A 26,099-nucleotide genomic window follows, 5' to 3' on the forward strand; every position below is an offset into this window, starting at 1 on the left:
GCTCCCACGGGGCGTCATTTGACGCTCCCCGCGGTCAGACCGGCCTTCCAGTGCCGTTGGAGGGTGACGAAGGCGATGATCAGCGGGGTGACGGCGAGGAGGGAGCCGGTGACGACCATCGGGTAGAACGTCGGGTCGGCGTTGGCGTTGCTGTGCCAGTTGTAGAGGCCCAGGCTCAGCGGGTAGAGGTCCTTGTCCGACAGCATGACGAGCGGCAGGAAGAAGTTGTTCCAGATCGCGGTGAACTGGAACAGGAAGACCGTCACGAAGCCGGGCATCACCATGCGCAGCCCGACCGACCAGAAGGTCCGCAGCTCGCCGGCCCCGTCGATACGGGCCGCTTCCAGGACCTCGTCGGGGATGTAGCCCGCGCTGAAGATCCGGGACAGGTACACGCCGAACGGGTTGACCAGCGCCGGGATCAGCACCGCCCAGTAGGTGTTGACGGTGCCGGTCTCGACCGCGAGCAGGTACAGCGGCAGCGACAGGGCGGTGGAGGGCAGCAGCACACCCAGCAGCACCAGGGCGAACAGCTTCTCCTTGCCGCGGAAGCGGTACTTGTCGAAGGCGTACCCGGCGGCGACGCTGATCAGCGAACAGCCGAGCGCTCCGACGCCCGCGTACAGCAGGGAGTTGCCGTACCAGCGGAAGTAGACGCCGTCCTGGTAGGACGTCAGCTCGGAGAGGTTGTGCCCCAGGTCGAATCCCTCGAACGAGAAGACGTCCCCGCCCAGCAGGTTCCCGGCGTCCTTGGTGGCCGCGGTCAGCAGCCAGACCAGCGGGAACAGGGTGTAGACGGCGGCGATCAGCAGGACGGCGTTGACCGCGGACTTCGACAGCCATCGGCTGGAGGTCATGAGCGTGCCTCCTTCCGGCGGTTGGTGAGGCGCGTGACGACGAAGGAGAGGGCGGCGGCGACCAGGGCGATCAGGACGGACGCGGCGGCGGCGAGACCGTAGTCGTTGCGCTCGAAGGCGGCGCTGTAGGCGTACATGTTCGGGGTCCAGGTGCTGGTCACCGCCGAGCCCGAGCCGCGGCTGAGGATCAGGGGTTCGGTGAACAGCTGGAGCGAGCCGATGATCGTGAAGAGCAGGACCATCACCAGCGACGAGCGGATGAGGGGGAGTTTGATGGAGAAGGCGATCCGCCAGGCCCCCGCCCCGTCGACGGTCGCCGCCTCCAGCAGCGAGCGGTCCACGGCCTGGAGGGCCGCGTAGAAGATCACCACGTTGTAGCCCAGCCACTGCCACAGGGCGATGTTGACGATGGAGGGCAGCGTGCCCTCGGAGGAGAAGAAGTCGAAGCCGATGCCGCCGGCCTCCATGGCGGCGACGACCGGGCTGAGCTGCGGGGTGTAGAGGTAGATCCAGATCAGCGCGGCGATCAGGCCGGGGATGGCGTGCGGCAGGAACAGCGCCAGCTGGAAGAAGCGGCGGGCCCGTGCCAGCGCGGAGTCCAGCAGCAGCGCCAGCACGATCGCGCCGCCGCCCATCAGCGGGATGTAGAACACGCAGTAGCCGAGCAGCACCCAGAAGCCGTCGCGGAACGCCTGGTCGCCCAGGGCCGTCGCGTAGTTGCCGAGCCCGTCGAAGACGGTACGGGGACCGTCGAAGCCGAGGCCGGACTGCTTCTCGGTGAAGAGGCTGAGCCAGAGCGCGTAGCCGACCGGGACGATCATCGCCACGGTGAACAGGGCGAAGAAGGGGGTCAGGAGGGCGCCCGCGGCCAGGCGCGTACGGGCCCGGGTGCTCAGCGCCGTCGAGCGGCGTGGAGTGCGGGCGGTCTTCCGGGGCGTTCCGGTGCGCGGCCCCGGAACCCCGGGGCGGCGTTCGGTGTCCTGGGCGCTCATGAACCCTCCTCCACCCGCAGGCCGCGCTTGCGCAGATCGGCGACGGTCGCCTCGTGGGCCCGCCTGATCGCGCGCGGCAGCGTCGAGCCGCCGCCGACGACGTCGCCCAGCTCGTCGCCGAGCGCGGAGTTCGTCGCGCCGGGGCTCGGGCCCCACACCCAGTCGGGGCCGATGGACCGGCCGGCCTCCTCGAACAGCCCGTACAGGTCCTGGCCGCCGTAGAAGCCCGTGTCGAACGCCTTCTTCGCGATGGGCACCATGGCGGGGGCGGCGGGCAGGGCGCTCGACGTGCTCGCCCCGATCCGGGCGTTGATCGCGTCCTCGTGCGTCGACATCCACAGCGCGAACTCGACGGCCGCCGCTGTCTTGGTGCTGCCCTTGCTCACCGCGAACGTGGAGCCGCCGATCATCCCGCTGGCCGGCCGGTCCGCCTCGGGGCTCGGCAGCGGCAACGCCGCCCACTTGCCCTTCTGCTCGGGCACGATGCCCGCCAGCACGCCCGCGCCCCAGGACGCCCCGAGGTAGCCGACGGTGGTGCCCCGCTTGAGCGAGCTGGTCCACTCGGGGCTGAACGAGGAGGCGGTGGAGACCAGCCGGTCGTCGATCATGCCCTGCCAGTAGTCGGCGGTGCGCTCCGAAGCGGGGTCGGTGGTGTCGATCCGCCAGGCGTCCGTCCCGGCCCGGAACCACTGCGCGCCCGCCTGCCACGCCATGGCCTGGAAGAACGTCGGGTCGTCGGGGAAGAAGGTGGCGATCCTGGTCCGCGGGGAGGCCTTCTTCACCCGCTCCGCCGCGTCCCGGAAGCCGTCCCAGGTGGTGGGCGGTTCGATGGAGTGCTCGGTGAAGAAGTCCTTGCGGTAGTAGAAGACCTGGGGCGCGGCGTCGAAGGGGACGGCCCAGTTCTTCCCGCCGAGCGTCGTCATCTCGATCGTCTGCGGCAGGAACTTCTTCCTGACGTCCTCGGTCAGGTAGGAGCTGATGTCCTGGAGCGATCCCTGGCTGACGAACGCGGACAGCTGCGGGTACTCGATGGAGAGCAGATCGGGGGCGATGCCCGCCTTCACCGCGTTGGCGATCTTGGGGTAGCCGCCGAGACCGCCGGAGGGTATCTCCTCGAACTCCACCCGGATCGTGTCGTGGGTCGCGTTGAACGCGTCCACGACCTCCTGGGACCCCTTCGTCCACGCCCAGAAGGACACGGTCACCGGGTCGTCGGCGGTACCTCGGGCGCGGGAGTCGTCGGCGCCGCCGCACGCCGTGAGAACGGCGAGGGCGGTGGCGGCGCCGACCAGCGCGTGGACGGGACGGGACCATCTGCGGCTCACGGAATGGCTCCTGTACGAGCTGTGCGGCCGGAACTTCCGGCCGTGCCGCGATATTTCGACCCCTCATGAGCGAAGTCAAGAGCGAAAGATTGAATGATCGAATAATGATCGAAAGAGGAGGGTGGAAAACCGGCCCAACGCCCGGAAAGCGGACGCCTGGTCATGCTCCGGTGACCGGCTCGGGCGCGGGCCGCCCGCAGGAGCCGCGCACCCGAAGCGTCGGCAGCAGCGCCACATGGCGCCGCGGCGCCCGCCCGTCCCCGCCGCCCGGGTACCGGGACCCGGACAACCGCTCCACCAGCAGCTCCGCCGCCGCGCGCCCCACCTCCCGCTTGGGCGGCGCCACCGCGCTCAGCGGGGTGTCGGCGAGCGCGGCCACCTCGTCGTCGTACGTGATCAGCGCCAGGTCCTCGGGGACCCGCACCCCCAGCTCGGCCAGCCGGCGCACCAGCCGGATGGCCTCCTCGTCGTTGTGGACCAGCACCGCGCTCGCCCGCCCCTCGCGCACCGCGGACCGCACCGCCAGCGCCGACCGCTCGAAAAGGGCCGGATCACGGTCGGCGGAGACCGAGGCGACCGGCGGCTCCGTCCCGGCGAGGCCCAGCGCGGCCAGCGCCCGCGCGTACCCGGCACGCACCGCCTCGGCCGTCGGGCTGTCCGAGCGGGCGACCAGCATCGGCGCCCCGTGCCCCAGACGCACCAGGTGCCGCACGGCGAGCAGCACCCCGTGCGCATGGTCGGAGCCCACCCGGTCCAGCCCCTCCAGCGGGCTGCCGGGCGCCCCCTCCCGCTCCACCAGCACCTTCTCGCCGGGCAGCCCGGCTATCCACGCGCCGTACCGCCGGGGATGGTCCGGCTCCGTCCAGCTCGGCGCCAGCAGCAGCCCCTGCGCCCCGGCGGCCAGCAGCCCCGCCGCGTGCGCCGCGTCGTCCTCGGCGCGGTAGTCCGTGACCCGCAGGATCAGCCGCGCGCCGAGCCGGGCCGCCGCCTCGTGCGCGCCCCGGATGACCTCGGCGAAGTAGTAGGCGGCGGCCGGGGCCAGCATCCCGATCACGGGGCCGCCGCCCACCGGCGTACCGGCCGGGCCCCGGTCGGCGGGCCAGGACACCGAACCGTGCGCCCGCTCCAGCAGCCCCCGGGAGGCCAGCACCTCGACATCGCGCCGGGCGGTGACGGTGGCGACACCGAGCCGGTCCGCCAGGTCGGAGACCCGTACGGTGCCGCGCTCGCGCACCAGGTTCAGCAGCCGGTCATGACGTTCAGCAGCACCTTCGCGCACGGAGACAGCCCCCTGGAGCAGAATGATCGAACCCTGAGCAATGGGCGATCATTCGATCACAGGGCGGGCGGAGGCGGGAGCCCCGGAGCCCGTCCCGCAGCGCCCGCACCGGCTACTGGGGACCGTACTTGCGCCCCGTCCGCGACGTGACCCCGCCGAGCAGCCCGCGCGGGGCGACCTTCACCAGCCCCATCAGCGCCTTGTAGCGGGGGTCCGGGATCGACACCGTCTTCCCCCGGGCCAGATCCGTCAGCGCCGACGCCACCAGCTTGTCCGCGTCGAGCCACATCCAGTTCGGGATGTTGTCCGTGCCCATCCCGGCCCGCTCGTGGAACTCCGTCCGCACGAACCCCGGGCAGAGCACCATCAGCCGCACCCCCGACCCGGCCAGGTCCCGCGCCGCGCCCTGGGTGAACTGCACGACCCACGCCTTGGACGCCCCGTACGTACCGCGCGGCACGAACGCCGCGACCGACGCCACGTTGACGACCCCGCCCCGGCCCCGCTCCCGCATCCCGGCCACCGCCGCCGAGGTCAGCCGCAGCACCGCCTCGCAGTGCACCTTCAGCATCGTCAGCTCGTCGGCCATGGACACCTCCAGGAAGCGCCCCTTGTTGCCGAACCCGGCGTTGTTGACCAGCAGATCGACCGGGTGCGTGCGGTCCGCGAGCCGCTTCTCAACCGCTTCGATCCCCGCCTCCGTGGACAGGTCGGCGCTCAGCACCTCGGCCTCGATGCCGTGCCGGTCGTGCAGTTCGGTGGCCTGCTCGCGCAGCCGCGCGGTGTCCCGTGCCACCAGCACCAGGTTGTGCCCCTGGGCCGCGAGCCGCCGCGCGAACGCGGCCCCGATGCCCGCCGTCGCGCCCGTGATCAGTGCAGTCGTCATACGCCGCACGTTAGTGCCCCGCGTGTTCCGGCGGCGCACCCGCCCGCCGCCCCGGGCCGCCCTGCCGCGCGACGTACTCCCGGGCCCTGCGCAGCGCCTCGGGGTGCAGCGCCTCCCCGGCGGCCAGCAGCGCGGGCAGCAGGGTGCGTTCGGTCGTCACCGCCCGGAACTGCAGGGCGGCGGTGACCTCGTGGTCCGGCCGGTGCACGATCTCGATGGGGTCCCCGGAGCGGACGGCGCCCGGTTCGATCACCCGCAGATACGCGCCGGTGGCCGCCCGCTGGGTGAACCGCCGGACCCACCCCCGCTCCCCGAGGTGGTGGGCGAAGGTCCGGCACGGGATGCGGCCCGAGGTCACCTCCAGCACCAGGTCCGCGCCCACCCGCCAGCGCTCGCCGATCCGCGCGCCGCTGACGTCGAGGCCGAGGGTGGTGAAGTTCTCGCCGAACACCCCGTTGGGCAGCTTCCGGCCGTCCAGCTCCCGCTCCCAGGCGTCCAGCTCCTCCCGGGCGAAGGCGTACACCGCCTGGTCGCTGCCGCCGTGGTGGCGCAGATCGCAGACCGCGTCCCCGGCCACTCCGCTGCCGCCGCTGCCCCTGGGCCCGGGGTCGAGGACCTCGACCGGGCCCTCCACCGGTCGCTTGTCGATCCCGGTGACGCCCCCCGGGCCGTCGGTCCGGTCGGAGGGGCGAGGTTGCCCGATGTTCACGGTCAGCAGCTTCATGGGGTCACGCTAGCGGCGATCGACCCCAAAGGTCTCCCTGATAAATTCGCCCGCCCCCCAAGAACCTCTTATGCTGTCCGGGTGATCGAAGCTCGCCACCTCCGTGTCCTGCGCGCCGTGTCCGCCACCGGCTCGTTCTCCGCCGCAGCCCGCGAACTCGGCTGCACCCAGCCCGCCGTCAGCCAGCAGATGAAGGCCCTGGAGTCCTCCGCCGGCACCACGCTGCTGATCCGCACCGGACGCGAGATGCGCCTCACCCAGGCCGGAGAGGCGCTGGTGCGGCACGCCTCCGGCATCCTCGCGGGGCTGACCGCCGCCGAGGAGGAGGTCGCCGCCATCGCCGGACTCCGGGCCGGCCGGGTCCGGCTGGTCTCCTTCCCCAGCGGCAGCTCCACGCTGGTCCCCGGGGCACTGGCCGCCCTGCGCGCCGAGCACCCCGGCACCCGGGTCTCGCTCGTCGAGGCCGAGCCGCCGCGCTCGGTGGACCTGCTGCGCGAGGGCGACTGCGACATCGCCCTGGCGTTCCGTTACGGGAGTACCGGCGGCGAGTGGGACGACCTGGTGGTCCGGCCGCTGCTCACCGACCGGCTGATCGGCCTCGTGCCGGAGGGCCACCGGCTGGCGGAGGCGTCGAGCGTGTCCATCGGCGAGCTGGCCGACGAGGCGTGGATCGCGGGCTGCCCGCGCTGCCGGCGGCAGCTGGTCGAGGTGTGCGAGGAGTCCGGCTTCACCCCGCGCATCGACTTCGCCACGGACGACTACCCGGCGGTGATGGGTCTGGTCGGGGCCGGGCTCGGGGTGGCGGTACTGCCGGAGCTGGCCGTCGAGTCGGTACGCCCCAAGGGGGCCAGGGCCGTGCCGGTCGAGCCCGCGATCGAGCGGGAGATCGTCGCGCTGACCCTGCCGGACCTCGCCCGGGTCCCGGCGGTGGCGGCCACCCTGGACCAGCTGGCGCGCACGGCCGCCCGCTGAGGGGCCGCGGCGTCGCCCCGGGGCGGACGGTCCCGGGCCGCACGGAGCGGCGGCGCCCGCCGGGCCCGTGCGGCGGCCACGGGCGGTGAGGGGTCCGGCACCGCTGCGCCCGGCCGCGGGCCGGATGGCTGAAGATGCCGAAGAAACGTTTCTGCGTCCGGTTGCTGCATACGGGTGTCAGGTGGCGCCGGGGCCCTGTCCCGAGGCGGGCGCCGCGGTGATCAACCGGGTTCTGGCCCGGCCCATCAGTTCTTCGCGCTCGTCCTCCGTCAGGCCGCCCCACACTCCGTAGGGCTCCCGCACGGCCAGGGCGTGGGCCGCGCACTCGGCACGGACCGGGCAGCGCATGCAGACCTCCTTGGCGGAGGTCTCGCGGGCGCTCCGGGCCGCGCCGCGCTCGCCCTCGGGATGGAAGAACAGGGAGCTGTCCACGCCTCGGCAGGCGGCGAGCAGCTGCCAGTCCCACAGATCTGCGTTGGGTCCGGGAAGGCGGGAGAAATCTGCCATTGCTTGTCCCCTCGGAGCTGTGCTGCGTCGGAAGCGGCGTCCTCGACCGTCTGTGATCGACGGCCTCGGGTGATCGGACCGTCTGTGATCGGTGTGACCGAAGTCTCGACCGTACATCTACGGTGCTAGTAGATGTAAATATGACTGATTGCGAATCTAGCCACAGACACCCTTAAAAGGGAAGAAATGGTGCCGAATAGGGCATGCCAGGGAGTGAAGATTCGGTTGACGGGTGAATCACCCGCGCCGTTCTCCTCCGTGTACGGGCCTTCACGTAGAGTGCCGAACCCGGCCGCCCGACCCGTAACTCTTTCGAGTGACCGTCGTTAAGAGAGCGGATGCGGTTGACGGATATCCGGCTCGGGCACATGTCCGAGGGGGTCAACCGCACAGGTGACGACTTGTATCAGCCTGGAGGCTCAAGGTGACGCGCATCAGCTGCGGAGGACGGTCATGACATCCGTCCTCGTCTGCGACGACTCCCCGCTTGCCCGAGAAGCGCTCCGTCGCGCGGTGGCCACCGTGCCCGGCGTCGAGCGCGTGACGACCGCGGCCAACGGCGAGGAAGTCCTCCGCCGCTGGGGTGCCGATCGTTCGGATCTGATTCTGATGGACGTACGCATGCCCGGTCTGGGGGGTGTGGAGACCGTCCGTCGACTGCTCTCCGCCGACCCCGGCGCCCGGATCATCATGCTGACCGTCGCCGAGGACCTGGACGGGGTCGCGCTCGCGGTCGCCGCCGGGGCCCGCGGCTATCTGCACAAGGACGCCTCGCGCGCCGAGCTGCGGGCCACCGTCACCCAGGCGCTGGCCGACCCGACCTGGCGGCTCGCCCCGCGTCGGCTGCGGTCCGCCGAGATGGGGGCGGCCCCCACGCTCACCGCGCGGGAGATCCAGGTCCTCGAAGGCATGAGCCACGGCCGCTCCAACGCGGAGATCGGCCGGGAGCTGTTCCTCTCCGAGGACACGGTCAAGACCCACGCCCGGCGCCTGTTCAAGAAGCTCGGGGCCTCGGACCGCGCCCACGCGGTGGCCCTCGGATTCCGCTGGGGCCTGGTGCGCTGACGACGGCCCGGGCCGCGCCCCGTCCGCAGACGGCGGACGGGGTCACGGAGCGGGACACCGGCTCCACGCCCCGTATCCGCGCACCCCCGGCGGTGACATGTGACGCTTCCCGGCCGATGACGCATCCTTGAGTCGTGGAGTTCCTCAGGAACGATTCGGTCGAGCGGAAGGGGAGGGCGCAGGACATGACATCCGGCGCACCCGCTCATAACGCTTCGGTGCACAACTCGGGACGCGGTGGAGCGGACCGGGCGGCCTCAGGGCACCATGGTCCGATGCGCGACGACGAAACCACGGTGATCGGTGCCCTCGTGCACCGGGCCGTCGAGGGCGACGCGCAGGCCACCCATGATCTGCTGGCCCATGTCCACCCCCTCGCCCTGCGCTACTGCCGCTCCCGGCTGAACCGCCTTCCCGGTGACGCTCGCCACTTCGTGGAGGACCTGGCGCAGGAGGTCTGCGTCGCGGTGCTGATGGCGCTGCCGCGCTACAAGGACACCGGCAGGCCCTTCGAGGCCTTCGTCTTCGCCATCGCCGGACACAAGGTCGCCGACCTCCAGCGCGCCGCGATGCGCCACCCGGGATCGACCGCCGTCCCCTCCGACGAGATGCCGGAGCGGCCCGACGACTCCCTCGGCCCGGAGGAGCGCGCCCTGCTCAGCAGCGACGCCGCCTGGGCCAAGAAGCTCCTCGCCAACCTCCCGGAGAACCAGCGCGAGCTGCTGGTCCTGCGCGTCGCGGTCGGGCTGACCGCGGAGGAGACCGGTCAGATGCTCGGGATGTCCCCGGGCGCGGTCCGGGTCGCCCAGCACCGCGCCCTCAGCCGGCTCCGGGCGCTCGCCGAGCAGTAGACGCCCTCACCCGGTCCCGCCGGAGAGGCGCTGTAGGAAACTACAGATCAGCCAAGTGATCTTGATCGTGGAATGAGACGCCCGCAGAGCCCGTTAGCATGGACATCCGCACCGATCAAGGCCATTTGGGGAAGGTGTCATGACTGCAAACGTCGACGGAGTGCCCGAGAAATTCGCGACGCTCGGGTTGACCTACGACGACGTGCTGCTGCTGCCCGGCGCGTCCGAGGTCCTGCCCAACGCGGTGGACACCTCCACGCTCATCTCGCGCAACGTACGGGTGAACATCCCCCTGCTGTCGGCCGCCATGGACAAGGTGACCGAGGCCCGGATGGCCATCGCCATGGCCCGTCAGGGCGGCGTCGGCGTGCTGCACCGCAACCTCTCCATCGAGGACCAGGTCAACCAGGTCGACCTGGTCAAGCGGTCCGAGTCCGGGATGGTCACCGACCCGATCACCGTGCACCCCGACGCCACGCTCGGCGAGGCGGACGCGCTCTGCGCGAAGTTCCGCATCAGCGGCGTGCCGGTCACCGACGCCGCGGGCAAGCTGCTCGGCATCGTCACCAACCGCGACATGGCCTTCGAGTCGGACCGTACGCGCCAGGTGCGCGAGGTCATGACGCCGATGCCGCTCGTCACCGGCCGGGTCGGCATCTCCGGCGTCGAGGCCATGGAGCTGCTGCGCCGCCACAAGATCGAGAAGCTGCCCCTGGTCGACGACGCGGGCATCCTCAAGGGCCTCATCACGGTCAAGGACTTCAAGAAGGCCGAGCAGTACCCGAACGCGGCCAAGGACGCCGAGGGCCGGCTGCTCGTCGGCGCGGCCGTCGGCGCCAGCCCCGAGGCGCTGGAGCGCGCCCAGGCGCTCGCGTCCGCCGGGGTCGACTTCCTCATCGTCGACACCTCGCACGGGCACAACAGCAACGCCCTCGCCTGGATGGCGAAGATCAAGTCGAGCGTCGGCGTCGACGTCATCGGCGGCAACGTCGCCACCCGCGACGGCGCCCAGGCCCTGATCGACGCCGGAGTCGACGGCGTGAAGGTCGGCGTGGGGCCCGGCTCGATCTGTACCACCCGTGTGGTCGCCGGCATCGGCGTCCCGCAGGTCACCGCGATCTACGAGGCCGCGCTCGCCGCGCGCGCCGCGGGCGTCCCGGTGATCGGCGACGGCGGCCTCCAGTACAGCGGCGACATCGGCAAGGCGCTCGCCGCGGGCGCGGACAGCGTGATGCTGGGCAGCCTCCTCGCGGGCTGCGAGGAGTCCCCGGGCGAGCTGATGTTCATCAACGGCAAGCAGTTCAAGTCCTACCGGGGCATGGGCTCGCTGGGCGCCATGCAGTCCCGTGGTCAGGGCCGGTCCTACTCCAAGGACCGCTACTTCCAGGCCGAGGTGTCCTCGGACGACAAGCTCGTCCCCGAGGGCATCGAGGGCCAGGTTCCCTACCGCGGCCCGCTGGCCAACGTCCTCCACCAGCTCGTCGGCGGCCTCCGCCAGACCATGGGCTACGTCGGCGCCGCGTCCGTCGACCAGATGGAGAGCAAGGGCCGGTTCGTCCGGATCACCTCGGCGGGGCTCAAGGAGAGCCACCCGCACGACATCCAGATGACGGTGGAAGCACCGAACTACAGCAGGAAGTAACGCATCACCGCAGGTGAGGGGCGGACCGGAGTTCCCGGTACCGCCCCTCAGGCACGTGTCGGGGATACTGGTCAGCGCAGACGTAGAGGGAAAGGCCACACATCGTGACTGAGATCGAGATCGGGCGCGGCAAGCGCGGCCGCCGGGCTTACGCATTCGACGACATCGCTGTCGTTCCGAGCCGCCGCACCCGGGACCCGAAGGAGGTCTCGATCGCCTGGCAGATCGACGCCTACCGCTTCGAGCTGCCGTTCCTGGCCGCTCCCATGGACTCCGTGGTCTCCCCGCAGCACGCCATCCGGATCGGCGAGCTCGGTGGTCTGGGCGTGCTGAACCTGGAAGGCCTGTGGACCCGGCACGCCGACCCGCAGCCGCTGCTGGACGAGATCGCCGAGATGCCGGTCGAGTCCGCGACCCGCCGGCTCCAGGAGATCTACGCCGCCCCCATCCAGGAGGAGCTGATCGGGCAGCGCATCAAGGAGGTGCGCGACTCCGGCGTCGTCACCGCCGCCGCGCTCTCCCCACAGCGCACCGCCCAGTTCTCCAAGGCGGTCGTCGACGCGGGCGTCGACATCTTCGTCATCCGCGGTACGACGGTCTCCGCCGAGCATGTCTCGGGCGCGGCCGAGCCGCTGAACCTGAAGCAGTTCATCTACGAGCTGGACGTCCCGGTCATCGTCGGCGGCTGCGCCACGTACACCGCCGCCCTGCACCTGATGCGGACCGGCGCGGCCGGTGTCCTCGTCGGCTTCGGCGGCGGCGCGGCGCACACCACGCGCAACGTCTTCGGCATCCAGGTCCCGATGGCCACCGCCGTCGCGGACGTCGCCGGGGCCCGCCGCGACTACATGGACGAGTCCGGCGGCCGGTACGTGCACGTCATCGCCGACGGGGGCGTCGGCTGGTCCGGCGACCTGCCGAAGGCCATCGCCTGCGGTGCGGACGCCGTGATGATGGGCTCCCCGCTGGCCCGCGCCACCGACGCGCCGGGCCGCGGCCGGCACTGGGGCATGGAGGCCGTCCACGAGGACGTGCCGCGCGGCAAGCTGGTCGACCTCGGCTCGGTCGGGACGACGGAGGAGGTCCTCACCGGCCCCTCGCACACCCCGGACGGTTCGATGAACATCTTCGGCGCCCTGCGTCGCGCGATGGCCACCACCGGCTACAGCGACCTCAAGGAGTTCCAGCGCGTCGAGGTGACGGTGGCGGACTCGCAGCACCGCCGCTGACCTCCCGTACGTACGCGGAAGGGCCCGGACCGTCTCGCGGTCCGGGCCCTTGCGTTTCGTCCCGCGGGTGTCAGCCGGCCTTCTTGGCGCCACCGACGGCGGCGACCGCGCCGAGGGCGAGGAAGAGGTAGGTCATGAAGTCGGCCTCCTGCGACCAGGCCTCCGTCACGGTGTCGAAGTGGTCGCCGATGACCTCGGACAACGGGATCTGCGCCAGGTCGGAGAGGACCATCGAGATGCCCACGAGCTGCCCGAGGTAGACGGCCCCGATCGAGAGGACGGCCGCGGCGCCGATGACGGCGGGATGTGAGCCGCCGACCTTGCTCGACGCGAAGCCGACCAGGAAGCCGACGCCGACCGCCGCGTAGCCGACCTCGCGCTCGATCGAGCCCGCGATCGCGCCGTACAGGATGCCCGCGAGGATGGCCACGCCGAGCGCGACCGCCACACCGAGCAGGATGTTGTTCCGGGCCGGCGGAGCCGGGGTGAAGGGGGCGCCGCCGCCGAACGGCGTTCCCTGGCCGGGCTGCTGACCCGCGAACGGGTTGCCGGACGGGTCGCCGGGAGTCTGCTGGCCGTAGGGGTTGCCGGTCGGGTCGCCGGGAGTCTGCTGGCCGTAGGGGTTGCCGGTCGGGTCGCCGGGAGTCTGCTGGCCGTAGGGGTTGCCGGTCGGCGCGGCGGGAGTCTGCTGGCCGTACGGGTTGCCGGTCGGCGCGGCGGGCTGTCCCGGCCCGCCGGCGTACGGGTTGCCCTCGACGGGCTGACCGCCGTAGGGCTGCTGGGGCTGGTTCGGCGGCTGCACGGGCTGACTCACGGTGGGGCTCCCCCTGGGGCGGCTGCGCACGAGTGTGCGAGGTACGCACGTGTGTGCGCTCTGTGACGCCGCAGGGTAGCAGTACGCACCGGATTCGGTCACCGGCAATCCTTTTCGGCCTCTCTGGCCCGCCTCAGAGCCGGTGCGCGGCCCCCGCCGGAGTGGCCCCCCGGGTGTCCAGGAGCAGTTGGGCCTTGACCGCGAGGCCCTGGAGGTCGTAGGTGCGGTGCTGCTGGAGCAGTACGGTCAGGTCTGCCGCGGCCGCCGCCTCGTACAGCGAATCGGCGCGCGGGACGGGGCGTTCGCGCACCCGCCAGTCCAGGACGTGCGGGTCGTGGTAGCCGATCTGGGCGCCCATGTCCATGAGCCGGGTGGCGATCTCGCGGGCCGGGGCGGCCTCCTGGTCGGCGCTGTCCGGCTTGTAGGTGACGCCGAGCAGCAGGACGCGCGCGCCCCGGACGGACTTGCCGTGCTCGTTGAGGAGGGTGGCGCAGCGCTGGATGACGTAGCTGGGCATCCGGTCGTTGATCTCCTGCGCCAGCGAGACCATCCGCAGCGGGTGCCCGGGGGTGCGGGTGCTGTAGGGCAGGCAGCCCGGGTCCACCGGGACGCCGTGCCCGCCGACGCCGGGTCCCGGCCGGAAGGGCTGGAAGCCGAACGGCTTGGTCTCGGCGCACCGGATGACGTCCCAGAGGTCGACACCGAGGTCGTGGCAGAGCACCGCCATCTCGTTGACCAGGGCGATGTTGACGTGCCGGAAGTTGGTCTCCAGCACCTTCGTCATCTCCGCCTCGCGCGGTCCGCGCGCCCGCACGACCTTGTCGGTGAGCCGTCCGTAGAAGGCGGCGGCCGACTCGGTGCAGGCGGGGGTGAGGCCGCCGATGACCTTGGGCGTGTTGGCCAGGGTGTGGGTGCGGTTGCCGGGGTCGAGCCGGCCGGGGGAGCAGGCGAGGTGGAAGTCCCGTCCGGCGACGAGCCCGGAGCCCTCCTCCAGCAGGGGGCGCAGGACGTTCTCCGTGGTGCCGGGCGGCACGGCGGACTCCAGCAGCACGGTGGTGTGCGGGCGCAGCCGGGCGGCCAGCGCGCGGGCGGCGTCGCGGAGCGCGGTGAGGTCGATCCCCCGGTCGGGGCCGAGCGGGGTGGGGGAGCAGATCACGGCGGTGCGGACCCGGCCCAGCTCGGCGGCGTCGGTGGTGGGCCGGAAGCCGCCGGAGAGCATGCGGCGGATCTCGGACGCGGTGAGGGTGCCCTCGACGGGGCTGCGCCCGGCTCTGAGCTCCGCGTAGGGGCGTGGGTCGGGGTCGTAGCCGACGGTGTCGATCCCGGCGGTCACGGCGGCCCGGGCGAGGGGCAGGCCGAGGTGACCGAGTCCGATGACGGCGAGGTCTGCGGGCATACAGGAAGACCCCCTAAGTGCGGAGAGCGAAGATCGCAACTGCTGTGGACAGCGCAATGTCAGACTAGGCGTAAATATGACCTATATGTCGCATTGTGCGGCTCCGGTCGCCCGGGTGTTGTCCACAGGCGGTGGCTGAACTCGGGGAGCGCGGACAGAATCGAGGGGTGGACACGGGCGGCCGGCCCCTCGGCCGGGTGGCACTCCCGTGTCCGACCACCCCGATCCACCGGGAGGCAGCAGTGAGGACAGCGACACTGGGACCCGCCGAGCGCACCGCCGCGCTCGCCGCCATGGCCGAGCGCGAACTGGACGTGCTGGTCGTGGGGGCGGGCGTGGTCGGCGCGGGCACGGCGCTGGACGCGGCCACCAGAGGCCTGACGACCGGGCTGGTCGAGGCGCGCGACTGGGCGTCCGGCACATCGAGCAGGTCGAGCAAGCTGATCCACGGCGGCCTGCGCTATCTGGAGATGCTCGACTTCGCCCTGGTCCGGGAGGCCCTCAAGGAGCGCGGGCTGCTGTTGGAGCGGCTCGCCCCCCACCTGGTGAAGCCCGTGCCCTTCCTCTACCCCTTGCAGCACAAGGGCTGGGAGCGGCTCTACGCAGGCTCCGGCGTCGCGCTGTACGACGCGATGTCGGTCTCATCGGGCCATGGGCGAGGCCTCCCCGTCCACCGCCACCTCTCCCGCAAGCACGCCCTGCGGGTCGCCCCCGCGCTGAAGAAGGACGCCCTGGTCGGCGCCCTCCAGTACTACGACGCCCAGATGGACGACGCCCGCTTCGTCACCGAGCTGGTGCGCACCGCCGCGTCCTACGGGGCCCAGGTGGCGAACGCCGCCCGTGTGGTCGGCTTCCTCCGCGAGGGCGAGCGGGTCGTCGGCGCGCTCGTACGGGACGTCGAGAGCGGCACGGAGTACGAGATCCGGGCCAAGCAGGTGGTCAACGCCACCGGCGTGTGGACCGACGACACCCAGGGGCTCATCGGCGAGCGCGGACAGTTCCACGTCCGGGCCTCCAAGGGCATCCACCTGGTCGTCCCCAAGGACCGCATCCACTCCTCCACCGGACTCATCCTGCGCACGGAGAAGTCCGTCCTCTTCGTCATCCCCTGGGGCCGGCACTGGATCATCGGCACCACCGACACCGACTGGGACCTGGACAAGGCCCACCCGGCCGCCTCCAGCGCCGATATCGACTACCTCCTCCAGCACGTCAACTCCGTCCTCAACACCCCCCTGACCAGGGACGACGTCCAGGGCGTCTACGCCGGACTGCGACCGCTGCTGGCCGGCGAGTCGGACGCCACCAGCAAGCTGTCGCGCGAGCACACGGTGGCGCACCCCGCCCCCGGTCTGGTCGTCGTGGCGGGCGGCAAGTACACGACGTACCGGGTCATGGCCAAGGACGCGGTGGACGAGGCGGTCCACGGACTCGACCAGCGGGTCGCCGCGTGCGTCACCGAGGACACCCCGCTGCTGGGGGCCGAGGGCTACAAGGCCCTGTGGAACGCGCGCGCCCGGATCGCGGCCCGGACCGGACTCCATGTCGCCCGGGTGGAGCACCTGCTCAACCGGTACGGCTCAATGACCGAGGAAATCCTGGAACTGATCCTCGCCGACCCCACCCTGGGCGAACCCCTGCCCGCCGCCGACGACTACCTGCGCGCCGAGATCGTCTACGCGGCCTCCCACGAGGGCGCCCGCCATCTGGACGACGTGCTGACCCGGCGCACCCGGATCTCCATCGAGACCTTCGACCGGGGCACCCGCAGTGCCCGGCTCTGCGCGGAGCTGATGGCGCCGGTGCTGGGCTGGGACGAGGGGCGGATCGACCGGGAGGTCGAGCACTACGAGAAGCGGGTGGAGGCCGAACGCGAATCGCAGCGGCAGCCCGACGACCTCACGGCGGACGCGGCCCGGCTCGGCGCACCGGACATCGTGCCGATCTAGGCCCTGTCGTCGACTGCCTTTCGAGACACGCCCCAGGGTGCGCCCTCCCGGGCTCCGTGCGCCGCCGCACCGCGGTCACCGCCCGCCTCCACCGGGCCAGTTGGGCCCCGCCGGGCCGGCGGGGCCCGTCCGCGGCCCGGACCGGCCTGGACGGGAGGACCGGGTTGGTAGGAGGCTGTGAGGGCTTCCCTCTTCGCGCCCCGGGGCCTGTCGACGAACCGCCCTGGCGCGGCGGACCCCGGACCCGGCACCAGGACCGGTCCCGGGGTGAGGGACAATGAACGCTCTGCCAGGGCGGGTTGATCGCAGAGGGGACGCATGTCGGAGGCGGAGCAGGCACGGGAGCCCCAACGGGACAAGGACGGTCGTCTCCTCGCGGGGCGCTACCGGCTCGGTGAGGTGCTCGGCCGGGGCGGCATGGGTACGGTCTGGCGCGCCGACGACGAGACGCTCGGCCGCACGGTCGCGGTCAAGGAACTCCGGTTCCCCGGAGCGATCGACGAGGACGAGAAGCGCCGGCTGATCACGCGCACCCTGCGCGAGGCCAAGGCGATCGCGCGGATCCGCAACAACAGCGCGGTGACCGTCTACGACGTGGTCGACGAGGACGACCGCCCGTGGATCGTCATGGAACTGATCGAGGGCAAGTCGCTCGCCGAGGCGATCCGCGAGGACGGCACGCTGACGCCGAGGCGGGCCGCCGAGGTCGGGCTCGCCATCCTCGACGTGCTGCGCTCCGCGCACCGCGAGGGCATCCTGCACCGCGACGTGAAGCCGTCCAACGTGCTGATCGCCGAGGACGGGCGCGTCGTGCTCACGGACTTCGGCATCGCCCAGGTCGAGGGGGACCCGTCCGTCACCTCCACCGGCATGCTCGTCGGCGCCCCCTCGTACATCTCGCCGGAGCGGGCCCGTGGCCACAAGCCCGGTCCGCCCGCCGACCTGTGGTCCCTCGGCGGGCTGCTGTACGCGAGCGTCGAGGGCTGCCCGCCGTACGACAAGGGCTCGGCCATCGCCACCCTGACGGCCGTGATGACCGAACCGCTCGACCCGCCGAAGAACGCCGGCCCGCTCACCGAGGTCATCTACGGGCTGCTCGCCCGGGACCCCGACCAGCGTCTCGACGACGCCGGGGCGCGGGCGCTGCTCAACGACGTCATCAACGCCCCCGACTCTCCCGCTCCGGCACCCGCGGACTCCACACAGATCATGGCGCTGCCGCCGACGCCCGCGGCGGACCCGCTCGTCAGGAGGACGCCGAAGCAGCCCAAGGCCCCGAAACAGTCCCCGGGTTCGGGGGAGTCCGGCGAGGGCGCCCGCGACCGGCTGCGCGGAGCCCTGCGCTCCGTGCGCAACGCGAAGACCCCGGCGTCCGCCGCTGCGGGCGCCGCCGCCGCGTCGGCGAGCTCTCCGGCCGCCGCTGCCACCGGCTCGCCCGTCGCCCCGCCCAAGCCTCCGTCGCCGCCCGGGACTTCCGCCGCGGGGGCGAAGCCCGCGGGGTCCGCCGCCGCGGCGCCCGCCGGCGGCGCCTCCAGGACCGCGACGGCGGCGAGCGCTTCCGTACCCGGGCAGCGCCCGCCGTCCTCCCTCGCGTCCACGCGTGCCTCGATCACCGACGTGGTGCCCCGCCGCACCCTCGCGATCATCGCCGCCGTCGTCGCGCTGGCCATTCTCGGCACGGTCCTCGCGCTCACGCTCGGCGGCGGTGACGACGCGGACAAGGGCGGCGACACGGCCGCCTCGGCCGGGGCCTCGACCGGCGGCGCGGACGACAAGGGCGGCGACACCGGCGGCGGTTCGGCCGGCGAGAAGGGCGCCGGCCAGAAGGAGGGCCAGGGCGCGGACGACGGCCGGGCCTCCGCCGACCCGTCCGCCGACTCCGGCGCCGACGACGCGGACGACGCCGACGACTCCGGTTCCGACGGTGCCGGGGACGACGGGGCCGAGCCGGGCGACGCCCTGCCCGCCGGGTACGAGAAGGTCGTCGACACCCGGTTCAACTTCACCATGGCGATGCCCGAGGGCTTCAAGCGCACCGCCATCGCGGGCAGCAACTCCGGCGGCATCTACAACGACAAGCGGGGCAGTTTCCCCCGTGTCCAGGTCGACTTCAACAGCTCGCCCAAGGACGACGCGGCGGCCGCCTGGCGCGGTGCCGTCGCGAGCGTCAAGGTCCTCAGCGACGGTTACCAGCACGGCGGCATAAAGAAGGTCGAGTACAACGGCTATCCGACCGTCGCGGACTGGACGTTCGAACGCAACCACAACGGCGTCCGGGTCAAGGTGCTCAACCGGGGATTCAAGGTGGACGCCAAGCGCGGCTACTCGATCATGATCAGCTGCAAGGTGGACGAGTGGGAGGACGACGAGTGCCGGACGCTGCGCGAAACGGCGTACGCCACCTTCACCCCCACAGGCTGACCGTCCGGCCCGCCCGCCCGCCCCGGACGGCCGGGTGGAAACGTTTGTGCGGATCGGGTTGGCGCGACCCGGCCCGTCGGCCCGTGTTGCCACGTATCGTAAGAGGCCGGAGACCGTACGCAGTGGGAACAGCGGGTCAATTGTCCACCGAATGAACGTGACTGACGGATGAGTGCGCCTCCGGTGACCGGGGGGAAGAGCGCGCTGTGGGGAGGCGTCGTGGACGACTACGCGGGTCGGGTGCTTGCCGACCGCTACCGCCTTCCGCTGCCCCCGTCCGACGGGTACGAACTGGTCGAGACCCGGGCGTTCGACACCTATAGCGGACAGGAAGTCCTGATCCGCCAGGTGCCGTTGCCGGAGGTCGTGGACGCGGAGGTGCTCGACGCCGACGGCCGGCCCGCCGCCACCGGCCGCGCCACCGGGCGGGCGGTCCGCCGCAGCACGGACCCGGCGGTCCGGAGGGCGATCGAGGCCGCGCAGGCCGCCGCCCAGGTGCCCGACCACCCCCGGCTCGACCAGGTCTTCGACGTGTTCGCCGAAGCGGGCTCGCTGTGGATAGTGAGCGAGCTCGTCCCGGCCCGTCCGCTCGCCGCCCTCCTCGCCGAACGCCCCCTCAACCCCTACCGGGCGGCCGAGATCGGCTCCGACGTGCTCACCGCCCTGCGGGTGCTCCACGCGCACGGCTGGACCCACCGCAACATCACCGTGCGCACGGTCCTGGTCTGCGACGACGGCCGCGTCATGCTCACCGGTCTCGCGGCGGGCGCCGCCGAGGAGGCGCTCTGCGGATACGCCCCGGGCCCGGCGCCCGACACCGACCCGGTGGCCGGCCCCACCACGTACGGCATCCCGGCCGTCGAGGCCGCGCCGACGAGGGGGCTCGACGGGAGCTACGCGCTTCCGCCGGCGAGGACCGACACGGAGTACGCGCCGGCCGAGGGGTACGGGTCCGTCGACGACGGCGGCTACGCGGCCGTCGCGGAGTACGCGGTCGGCGAGCGGCACGCGGAGTACGCGGAGTACGCGGACGCGGATGTCGCGGATGTCGCGGATGTCGCGGAGTACCCCGACGAGGGCGACGACCCTTCGGGCCGGGCGGACCGGAGGCCCGCCGTTCCGTCGCTGCCGCGGGGGTACGCACCGCGCGGGGACGACGACCGCCACGAGGACCACGACCGCCACCAGGACCACGACGACCGGTCCGGCGACCGCCACGACGACCGGTACGACCCCCCGTCCGCCGGACCGGAGGCCGGGCCCCACGCGTCGCACGGCGGGCAGGAGATCGTCCCGCGCCCCGCGGCTCCCGCCGTCCCGTACACCGCCGTGCCGCCCCCCGCCGAGCCCGGCGCCGCGAGCGCCGCCCAGCTGCGGGCCGCGCGCGCCGGAGCCATCGCCGCCTACCGGGCGGGCGCCCGGGCCGCCGCCCGGGTCACCGAGGAGCGGCAGCAGACCGACCGCGCCCGGGCCGACCTCACCAAGGCGTCGCCGGAGGGCCGCGCGCCCGCCCCCGGCGCCGGCGGCGCCACCGGAGCCGGAGGTGACACGGACCCGGACGCCGACACCGGCATCCTCCCGCCGCAGCGCCCCGCGCCCGGCGCCCCGGCCCCGGGCTCCGTGGCACCCGGGCCGGCCTCCCCCTGGGGCATCCCCGCCGGGGACCCCTACGACGACGAGGACGAGGACGACGAGGACGACGGGCACGGGCCCCGGCCGCCGGTCCGCCGCGTCCACCTCGCCGGGACCTGGGACGACGGACCCGGCGCCCGGCCCGTCTCCGCGGGCGGCTCCGGCGAGGACGCGCTGCGCGCCGACTCCCGGCGGCCCGGCCCGCCGGCCCCCGCCCCCAAGCAGCTCGCGCGCACCGCCCCGGCCCGGGACGGACGGACGCCCTCCGGGGCCTGGGAGGAGGCCGTCGCGGGCGGCGACGAGCCCGCCGTCTACCGGGGCCCCGCCACCCCGCTCGCCGCCGAGCGCGCCCGCCAGGCCCGGATCGCCGTCGTCGGAGCCGTCACCGAGCGCTGGGCCCCCGAGCAGGCGGGCCCCGTCCACGAGAACTGGCAGCTCGCGCCCCCGATCGGCCCCTCCACCGACCTGTGGGCGCTCGGCGCACTCCTCTACCGCGCCGTGCAGGGCCACGCCCCCTACCCGGAGGAGAACGCGGCCGAGCTCGTCCAGATGGTGTGCGGGGAGCCGCCCGCCTTCGCGGAGGAGTGCGGACCGCTGCGGCCCGTCGTGGAGTCGCTGCTGCGCCAGGACCCCACGGAGCGACCGGACTTCGAGGAGCTGAGCGGCTGGCTGCGCTCGCTGGTGCGCTCGGCGCCGGAGCCGGAGGCGGGCGCCGACGTCGTCACCCTGCCCGCACCCGACGCCACCCGGCTCCCCGTCGTACGCCGCAGGGGCGAGCTGGTCCGCCGGCGCCGGGGCCGCTTCGGCGGCGGCTCGGCGCAGGGCAGGCACCGCCAGGGCAAGCGCCGGCAGCCGCAGCGCGGTGGCGGCGGGCAGCGGGACCGCGAGGAGTCCCTGCTGCCGCCCGAGCGGTCCGTGCGGATGCCCGTGGAGAGCTGGGAGGAGGAGCGCCCGGCCCGCCCGCCGCGCGCGCCCAAGGAGCCCCGGGTGCTGCGGGAGCCGCCGCGCCGGGGCGAGGGCTCCCCGCGCAAGCTGGGCCGGCTGCTGCTCGTCCTCATCCTGCTGCTGATGGTCGCCGCCATTGCCTTCGCCGTGCTGTTCATGCCCAAGCAGGAGCCCGGCAAGGACACCGGAGCACCCGCGCCCACCGGCTCCGCCGCTCCGCCCGCCGCCTCGGGGGAGCCCGGCCCGTCCGCCTCCGAGGACGGGTCCGCCGATCCCGGCTCCCAGCAACCGCAGACCAGCCGGTCGGCCGTGGCGCTCGCCTCCGGCTACGCGCTCCGCAAGGACGCGGAGGGCTTCGAGGTCGGCGTGCCGAAGGACTGGCAGCGCAGCCCCGCCAACGTGAACCGGCAGATCCGCTACGGCAGCGACGGGTTCACCCTGCTCGTGGTGCCCGGCCGGGACACGGTGAAGGCCGGGGGCGGCGATCCGCTGGACTACCAGCGGGACAAGGAGCCCGAACTCCAGCCGTTCCGCGACTCGACCTGGTCCTCCTCGTCCGGACTGCGCCGGGTCGACGTCGGCCGGCAGGCCATGGCCGAGGGGCAGTTCACCTGGCAGGAGAGCGGCGGGCGCGAGGTGTACGTCCGCAATCTCGCCATGATCGTCGACGGCAGGTACCACGTCATCCAGGTCATCGGGCCGGAGAGCGACCGCGACAAGGTCACCGAGATCTACGAGCAGGCCATCGCCTCGTACCGGGTCACCTGACCGCCGGTCACCCCCGGCCGCGCGCGCACCCACCCGTCCGCCTCCCCCGGGCGCGCACAAGCGCCCGTCCGGTCCGCCCGCCTGATCGCCCGTCATCGCCGCCGCCGCGCCCGGGGTGTTGTGCGGTGCCGACAACCATCACAGTGCGGTCTCGTGGGCGATCCCCGGTTCCGCCTCGGCGCCGCCCCTCCGTAATCTGGCCATTCGAGGAACGGGGCGGGGACTTCACGTGGATCGATCTCAGGGCACGGACGCGGGACTGGTGCTGGCGGGGCGCTACCGGCTGGGCGACGTCCTCGGCCGGGGTGGCATGGGCAAGGTCTGGCGCGCCCACGACGAGGTGCTGCACCGCACCGTCGCCGTCAAGGAGTTGACGGCCGGGCTGTACGTCGCCGAGGCCGACCGGCTCGTCCTGCACGCCAGGACGCAGAAGGAGGCGCGAGCGGCGGCGCGCATCACGCACCCCGGCGTCGTCACCGTCCACGACGTGATCGAGTACGACAACCGCCCCTGGATCGTCATGCAGTACGTCGACGGGCCCTCGCTCGCCGACTCCGCCAAGGAGAGCGGCGAGGTCGCCCCGCGCGAGGCCGCCCGGATCGGGCTGCACGTCCTGAGCGCCCTGCGCGCGGCGCACGCGGCCGGGGTGCTGCACCGCGACGTCAAGCCCGGCAACGTGCTGCTGGCGCGCGACGGCCAGGTGCTGCTGACGGACTTCGGGATCGCCGCGATCGAGGGCGACTCCACCATCACCCGTACCGGCGAACTGGTCGGCTCCATCGACTACCTCGCCCCCGAACGGGTACGCGGCGGCGATCCGGGACCCGCCTCCGACCTCTGGTCGTTGGGCGCCACGCTGTACACGGCGGTCGAGGGGACCTCCCCGTTCCGCCGTGCGTCCCCGATCTCCACCATGCAGGCCGTCGTCACCGAGGAGCCGCCCGCCCCGGTCAACGCCGGTCCGCTCGGGGCCGTGATCACCGCGCTGCTCCGCAAGGACCCGGACGAGCGGCCCACGGCCGCCCAGACCGAGCAGATGCTGCTGGACGCCATGGACGGCCGCGAACCCCGTGCCGCCCAGGCGCACGTCCCGACCCAGCGCTTCTCCGAGGACGCCCGGTACGCCCACCAGGACGCGGACGCCGACGGTTCCGACGGCGCCACCGCCCGGCTGCCCCGGGCGAGCCCTTCCACCACGCCGGCGCCCGCTCCCGTCCCGGAGCCCGCCGCCCCGTTCGCCGGCCCCGCCTCCTCCGCTCCGGTGACCCGGCGCGCCGGGTCCCGCTGGCGCACGGTGCTCGTCGTGGTCGTCGCCGCCGCCGTGCTGGGGGGCGTGGCCGGGCTGTTCGCGATGAAGTACGCGCAGGGCCCGGACGCCCCCGGGGGAACCGGCGGCAGCACGGCCGCCGGCGGCACACCGTCCGCGGAGCGGACCACCCCGGAGTCGGCCGGCCCCTCGGACGGGATGCCGGAGATACCCGACGGCTGGCGCCGGGTCGACGACCCGGCGGGGTTCAGCCTGGTCGTGCCGGAGGACTGGACGCGGCAGGTCCAGGACGGGCAGATCGACTACACGCCGGACGGCGGGGCCCACCGGATCCGCATCAGCGTCGACCCGGACCCGGACTTCGAGCATCCGTATCTGCACATGGAGAACATGGAGGAGCAGCTCTCCGAGCGGCTGCCGGGCTACCAGCGGATCGGGATGGAGAAGAACACCTTCCGTGACCGGCCGGGCGCGCTCTGGGAGTTCACCTGGAACGAGACCAGGGACCACCCGGGGCCCCGGCACGGGATCGACCAGATGTACTACGGGGGTCCCGGCGGACCCGAGTACGCGCTGTACCTGACCGCCCCGCAGGAGGGCTGGGAGGCCAGCCGCGAGAAGTTCGACATCATGCTGCGCAGCTGGAGCGCCCCGAAACCCCAGCAGTGACCGCTCGCCCGACGGGCGCGCGACGCTCCCGCCGGAGGGCGCACCCGGCCCGCTCCTCCCGGGCGGGCCATCGGGGCCGGGGATTCACTTCTCCCGGCGGCCCAGGGCCGGTCGGCCGGGGCGTGGTCGGCCGCATAGCCACTGATCAGCGGTTATGCCGCCAGCGATCACTGGCTCGTTCGAAGGGGGTGCCCGGCGGGGGTGGCGGGTCCTGTGAAAAACTGTTACCCACGGGTACCCAAAGGCTGCGGCGGGACATACTCTCGGCCTCATGACGGACTCGCAGGCCCCTGACGCCCCTCTCGGCACCAACCCCGTGGCGGTCGCCCCCGCCGGGGTGCGCAACGCCGCCGACGTGGTCACCCCCGAGGTGATCGCCCAGCTGACCCGGGGCGTCGTCGGATCGGGCCGCACGGCCAACCACACCCCCTTCACCGGGGAGAAGCTGGCCGACCTGCCCGAGTCCACCCCCGAGGACGTCGCCACCGCCTTCGACCGGGCCCGCGCCGCCCAGCCCGTCTGGGCCGCCCTCCCCGTACGGCAGCGCGCCGCCGTCCTGCTGCGCTTCCACGACCTCGTCCTCGGCCGCCAGGCCGAGGTCCTCGACCTCATCCAGCTGGAGACCGGCAAGGCCCGCCTGCACGCCCACGAGGAGGTGCAGGCCATCGCCATCGCCGCCCGCCACTACGGGCGCAAGGCCGCCGCCTACCTCAAGCCCCGCCGCCACACCGGTGTGGTCCCGGTCCTCACCAAGGTCACCGAGCTGCGGCAGCCGCGCGGCGTCGTCGGCCAGATCGCCCCCTGGAACTACCCGCTGGAGCTCTCCGTGGGCGACGCGCTGCCCGCGTTCGTCTCCGGCAACGCCGTCGTGATGAAGCCCGACACGGAGACCGCGCTCACCGCCCTGTGGGCCCGGGACCTGCTGATCGAGGCCGGGCTGCCCGCCGAGGTCTTCCAGGTCGTCCTCGGCGAGGGGCCCGTCGTGGGCCCCGAGGTCGTCAGCCGCGCCGACTACGTCTCCTTCACCGGCTCCACCCGCACCGGCCGCGAGGTCGCCGTCGGCGCCGCGTCCCGGCTGGTCGGCGTCTCCCTGGAGCTCGGCGGCAAGAACGCCATGCTCGTGCTGAAGGACGCCGACGTCGAGAAGGCCGCCGCCGGAGCCGTCCGCGCCTGCTTCGCCTCCGCCGGACAGCTCTGCATCTCCATCGAGCGGCTGTACGTCCACGAGTCGATCGCCGACGACTTCGTGGAGCGCTTCGCCACCCGGACGAAGGCCATGCGGCTCGGCAGCGCCCTCGCCTACGGGGCCGACATGGGCTCCCTCGTCGGCGAACGCCAGCTGGAGGCCGTCACGCGCCACGTGGACGAGGCCGTCGAGAAGGGTGCGACGCTCGTCGCCGGCGGCGTGGCCCGCCCCGACATCGGCCCCCTGTTCTACGAGCCGACCATCCTCGACGGGGTGGAGGCCCCGATGGCCGTCTGCACCGAGGAGACCTTCGGGCCGGTCGTCTCGATCTACCGCTTCCGTGACGAGGACGAGGTGATCGCGCTGGCCAACGCCACCCCGTACGGCCTCAACTCCAGCGTCTGGACCACCGACTCCCGGCGCGGCCACCGGGTCGCGGCCCGGCTGCGCACCGGCACCGTCAACATCAACGAGGGGTTCGCCCCCGCCTACGGCAGCGTCCAGGCCCCGATGGGCGGCATGAAGGACTCCGGCCTCGGCCGGCGGCACGGCTCCGAGGGCATCCTCAAGTACACCGAGGCCCAGACCGTCGCCCAGCAGCGGCTGATGCCGCTCGCGCCCTCCTTCGGGCTGGACGACGAGAAGTACGCCGCGCTCATGACCAGCAGCCTCAAGGCGATGAAGGCCTTCCGGCTGCGCTGAACGCCCCGAGGGCCGCGGCGA

19 protein-coding genes are annotated in these 26,099 nt (G+C 73.0%); 10 read left to right on the plus strand and 9 right to left on the minus strand.

Translation table 11 applies throughout. From position 1 onward, the window contains the following. Positions 1–14: 14 nt before the first annotated feature. The 6 genes from DTB53_RS17445 to DTB53_RS17470 form a co-directional block, all read right to left on the minus strand. Positions 15–857 carry a carbohydrate ABC transporter permease gene (locus DTB53_RS17445; RefSeq protein WP_003966896.1) on the minus strand — a complete coding sequence of 281 codons (843 nt, stop codon included), beginning with the start codon at positions 855–857 and terminating at the stop codon, positions 15–17. Continuing rightward, on the minus strand, positions 854–1,849 hold the full coding sequence (locus tag DTB53_RS17450; protein WP_003966895.1) for a carbohydrate ABC transporter permease: 996 nt from the start codon (positions 1,847–1,849) through the stop codon (positions 854–856). The genes DTB53_RS17445 and DTB53_RS17450 overlap by 4 nt, the downstream gene beginning before the upstream one ends. Further along, complete coding sequence (locus DTB53_RS17455) at positions 1,846–3,174, minus strand: ABC transporter substrate-binding protein (RefSeq protein ID WP_012379433.1); 1,329 nt, start codon at positions 3,172–3,174, stop codon at positions 1,846–1,848. The genes DTB53_RS17450 and DTB53_RS17455 overlap by 4 nt, the downstream gene beginning before the upstream one ends. A 160-nt stretch (positions 3,175–3,334) precedes the next feature. Then, positions 3,335–4,453: a LacI family DNA-binding transcriptional regulator gene (locus tag DTB53_RS17460; protein WP_012379432.1), complete on the minus strand. Its 1,119-nt coding sequence runs from the start codon at positions 4,451–4,453 to the stop codon at positions 3,335–3,337. Positions 4,454–4,565: 112 nt separating this feature from the next. Continuing rightward, positions 4,566–5,339 (minus strand): SDR family NAD(P)-dependent oxidoreductase, encoded by a 774-nt coding sequence (locus DTB53_RS17465; RefSeq protein ID WP_003966892.1) that lies wholly within the window; start codon positions 5,337–5,339, stop codon positions 4,566–4,568. A gap of 10 nt (positions 5,340–5,349) precedes the next feature. Then, the gene (locus DTB53_RS17470; RefSeq protein ID WP_012379431.1) at positions 5,350–6,063 is read right to left on the minus strand and encodes an MOSC domain-containing protein; all 714 of its coding nucleotides are present in this window, start codon (positions 6,061–6,063) and stop codon (positions 5,350–5,352) included. Between the two features lie 81 nt (positions 6,064–6,144). Between DTB53_RS17470 and DTB53_RS17475 the strand changes: the two genes are divergently transcribed. Then, a complete protein-coding gene (locus DTB53_RS17475) occupies positions 6,145–7,035 on the plus strand; it encodes a LysR family transcriptional regulator (RefSeq protein WP_012379430.1) in 891 nt (296 codons plus the stop codon). Between the two features lie 177 nt (positions 7,036–7,212). On the opposite strand, the gene DTB53_RS17480 is transcribed toward DTB53_RS17475, so the two are convergent. Then, entirely contained in the window at positions 7,213–7,542 is a 330-nt protein-coding gene (locus DTB53_RS17480) for a WhiB family transcriptional regulator (protein ID WP_012379429.1), read from the minus strand. 453 nt (positions 7,543–7,995) lie between these two features. Here DTB53_RS17480 and DTB53_RS17485 point away from each other — a divergent pair, with 453 nt between their 5' ends. From DTB53_RS17485 to DTB53_RS17500, 4 genes are all read left to right on the plus strand, one after another. Then, positions 7,996–8,607 carry a response regulator transcription factor gene (locus DTB53_RS17485; RefSeq protein WP_003948568.1) on the plus strand — a complete coding sequence of 204 codons (612 nt, stop codon included), beginning with the start codon at positions 7,996–7,998 and terminating at the stop codon, positions 8,605–8,607. A gap of 275 nt (positions 8,608–8,882) precedes the next feature. Further along, positions 8,883–9,458, plus strand: a complete 576-nt coding sequence (locus DTB53_RS17490; protein WP_003966888.1) for a sigma-70 family RNA polymerase sigma factor — start codon at positions 8,883–8,885, stop codon at positions 9,456–9,458. Between the two features lie 139 nt (positions 9,459–9,597). Then, a complete protein-coding gene (gene guaB, locus DTB53_RS17495; protein WP_003966887.1) occupies positions 9,598–11,100 on the plus strand; it encodes an IMP dehydrogenase in 1,503 nt (500 codons plus the stop codon). 104 nt (positions 11,101–11,204) lie between these two features. Next, positions 11,205–12,329 (plus strand): GuaB3 family IMP dehydrogenase-related protein, encoded by a 1,125-nt coding sequence (locus DTB53_RS17500; protein WP_003966886.1) that lies wholly within the window; start codon positions 11,205–11,207, stop codon positions 12,327–12,329. A gap of 70 nt (positions 12,330–12,399) precedes the next feature. Here the strand turns inward: DTB53_RS17500 and DTB53_RS17505 are convergent, their stop codons facing one another. After that, positions 12,400–13,143, minus strand: a complete 744-nt coding sequence (locus tag DTB53_RS17505; RefSeq protein WP_078562748.1) for a hypothetical protein — start codon at positions 13,141–13,143, stop codon at positions 12,400–12,402. A gap of 133 nt (positions 13,144–13,276) precedes the next feature. Beyond that, on the minus strand, positions 13,277–14,539 hold the full coding sequence (locus tag DTB53_RS17510) for a nucleotide sugar dehydrogenase (protein ID WP_003966884.1): 1,263 nt from the start codon (positions 14,537–14,539) through the stop codon (positions 13,277–13,279). Positions 14,540–14,781: 242 nt separating this feature from the next. Here DTB53_RS17510 and DTB53_RS17515 point away from each other — a divergent pair, with 242 nt between their 5' ends. From DTB53_RS17515 to DTB53_RS17535, 5 genes are all read left to right on the plus strand, one after another. Beyond that, positions 14,782–16,488, plus strand: coding sequence for a glycerol-3-phosphate dehydrogenase/oxidase (locus tag DTB53_RS17515; protein WP_012379427.1), 1,707 nt, complete (start codon positions 14,782–14,784; stop codon positions 16,486–16,488). Positions 16,489–16,806: 318 nt separating this feature from the next. Then, complete coding sequence (locus DTB53_RS17520) at positions 16,807–18,909, plus strand: serine/threonine-protein kinase (RefSeq protein WP_012379426.1); 2,103 nt, start codon at positions 16,807–16,809, stop codon at positions 18,907–18,909. 219 nt (positions 18,910–19,128) lie between these two features. Further along, the gene (locus DTB53_RS17525; protein WP_042498387.1) at positions 19,129–22,254 is read left to right on the plus strand and encodes a serine/threonine kinase C-terminal domain-containing protein; all 3,126 of its coding nucleotides are present in this window, start codon (positions 19,129–19,131) and stop codon (positions 22,252–22,254) included. Positions 22,255–22,483: 229 nt separating this feature from the next. Further along, positions 22,484–24,190, plus strand: coding sequence for a serine/threonine-protein kinase (locus DTB53_RS17530; RefSeq protein ID WP_012379424.1), 1,707 nt, complete (start codon positions 22,484–22,486; stop codon positions 24,188–24,190). A gap of 271 nt (positions 24,191–24,461) precedes the next feature. Continuing rightward, complete coding sequence (locus tag DTB53_RS17535; protein ID WP_003966879.1) at positions 24,462–26,078, plus strand: succinic semialdehyde dehydrogenase; 1,617 nt, start codon at positions 24,462–24,464, stop codon at positions 26,076–26,078. The last annotated feature ends 21 nt before the right edge of the window (positions 26,079–26,099 follow it).

It is taken from the genome of Streptomyces griseus, from assembly GCF_900460065.1.
Taxonomy (GTDB): Bacteria; Actinomycetota; Actinomycetes; order Streptomycetales; family Streptomycetaceae; genus Streptomyces; species Streptomyces griseus.